This is a genomic window from Streptomyces gardneri, assembly GCF_006539185.1.
Lineage (GTDB): Bacteria > Actinomycetota > Actinomycetes > Streptomycetales > Streptomycetaceae > Streptomyces > Streptomyces gardneri.
The window spans coordinates 1-2,243 of the sequence record NZ_BJMN01000122.1; the positions used below are offsets into that span (position 1 = coordinate 1).

At 76.2% G+C, this 2,243-nt stretch carries 1 protein-coding gene; it reads right to left on the reverse strand.

Going from position 1 to position 2,243, the window contains the following annotated elements; genetic code table 11:
• Nucleotides 1-2,243: beta-ketoacyl reductase (locus SGA01_RS40625; protein ID WP_141303447.1), on the reverse strand; the 2,243-nt coding region annotated here is incomplete at both ends.

A 2,243-nucleotide genomic window follows, 5' to 3' on the forward strand; every position in this document is an offset into this window, starting at 1 on the left:
CGAGGAATCCACCGGCGCGGCAGTACGTCCGCCCCGACGCGTCCGGGTCCGGGTCGTACAGCCCCTCCACGTCCCAGCCGCGGTCCTGCGGGAAGCCGGAGATCGCGTCCCCGCCGCCCGCCACCAGCCGCCACAAGTCCTCCGGAGAGGCGACACCGCCCGGCAGGCGGCACGCCATGCCCACGATCGCGACGGGCTCGTCGTCGACCCCGCCGTCCACCGGAAGCTGCTCGCCGGCACCGGCCTGCTCGCCCAGGATCTCCGCGAGGAGGAACTCCGCCAGCGTCCGGGGGGTCGGGTAGTCGAAGACCAGAGTGGCCGGGAGGGCCAGGCCGGTGGCGTTCTTGAGGCGGTTGCGGAGCTCGACAGCCGTCAGCGAGTCGAAACCGAGGTCACGGAAGGCCCGCCCCGTGTCGACGGCCTCGGGGGAGGGGTGGTTGAGGACCACGGCGAGGTGCTCGCGGACCAACTCCTGTATACGACGCTGCTGTTCGGCGCCGGTGAGCGCACCGAGCTCGCGGCTCAGTGCGGTGTCGTCGGCGGCCGTCGTCGACTGCTGCTCGTCGAGCGCGCGGCGCGCCTCGGGCAGATCGGCGAGGAGGGTGCCCGGCCGGGCCGTGGTGAAGCCGGGGGCGAAGCTCGACCAGTCGACGTCGGCGATCGTGACGGCGGTGTCGCCGTGGCCGAGCGCGGTGTCCAGGGCGGTGAGCGCCGTCGCGGGGGCGAGGGGGCGCAGACCGAGGCGGCGCAGCCGCTCACCGGTCGCGCCCTCGGTGACGCGGCTGCCCTCCCAGGGGCTCCAGGCCACCGAGGTCACGGTGGGGCCGTCGGCCCGGCGCTGACCGGCGAGGGCGTCGAGGAAGGCCGTACCGGCGGCGTACGCGCCCTGACCGGCGCCGCCCCAGATCGCGGCGACCGAGGAGAAGAGGACCAGGACGGGCGTACGGCCTCCGGCCGCCGAGGCCTCCCGCAGAAGGCGGTCCAGGTGGAGCGCGGCGGTGGCCTTCGCGGTCACGACACGGGCGAGCGCGTCCGGGTCGGTCGCGGCGAGCGGCTCGGAGTCGACGGTGGGCGGCAGGTGGATGACGGCGCTGAGCGGGTGCTCGTCGGAGACGCCGGCGAGCAGCCGGGCGGCCGCCTCCGCGTCCGTGAGGTCGCAGGTCACGACGGTGGCCGTCGCGCCCAGGTCCGCGAGTTCGGCGACGAGCCCGCCGAGGCCGGATGCCGCGGCGGCACCGGAGGTGCCTTCGGTGCTCTCGGTGCCCTCGATGCCGGAGGGGGTGGTGTGGAGGAGAAGGTGTCCGGCGCCGTCGCGGGCCAGCCGGCGTGCGGCCTCGGCGGCCGCGGGCTCGTCGGCACCGGTGACGAGCACCGTGCCGTCGGCCTGCCACCAACGCGAAGCCGTGCCGTGCGCCGGGAGGGAGGCGCGGACGAGGCGGCGGGCGAGCAGCCCGGAGGCGCGTACCGCGACCTGGTCCTCACCCGTACCGCCGGCGAGGACCGTGGCCATGCGGTCCAGGGCCGCCCGGTCGGCGTCCGAGGGCAGGTCGATCAGACCGCCCCACCGCTCGGGGTGCTCCAGGGCGGCGACCCGGCCCATGCCCCACACCATGGCCTGGGCGGGGGAGGTGACGTGGTCGGCCCGGCCGACGGACACCGCGCCGCGGGTCACGCACCACAGCGGGGCGGCGACACCGGCATCCTCCAGTGCCTGCACCAGGGTGAGGGTGGCGCCGGTGCCCCGGGTGAAGGGGGCGGGGTGGCCGGGGTGCGCGCTCTCGTCCCACGCGAGCAGCGAGAGGACACCGTCGACGGCTCCACCGGCCGCCGCCAGGGCCTCGCCCAGCGTCGCGGCGAGCAGCTGCCGGTCGCCCAGCGGAGACACGTCCAGCTGTACGGGGTCGGCGCCGGCGCCGGACAGCGCGGCGAGCACCGGGGCGGCCTCGGCGGAACGGTCCTCGGGGACGACGACGAGCCAGCGACCGGACAGCCCGGCGCGCTCGGACCCCTCGGCGACCGCGAGGCGCTTCCAGTCGATGCGGTAGCGCCAGGAGTCCTGCACGGAGCCCTGGACGGCGGGGGAGTCGTGGAGCCAGTAGTGACGGCGCTGGAAGGCGTAGGTCGGGAGCTCGGGGTGGTGGCCGGTCGCGGAGGGGAGGACGGGTGCCCAGTCGACGGTGAGGCCGTTGGCCCAGGCTTCGGCGAGGGAGGTGACCAGGCGGTCCTGGCCTCCCTGTTCGCGG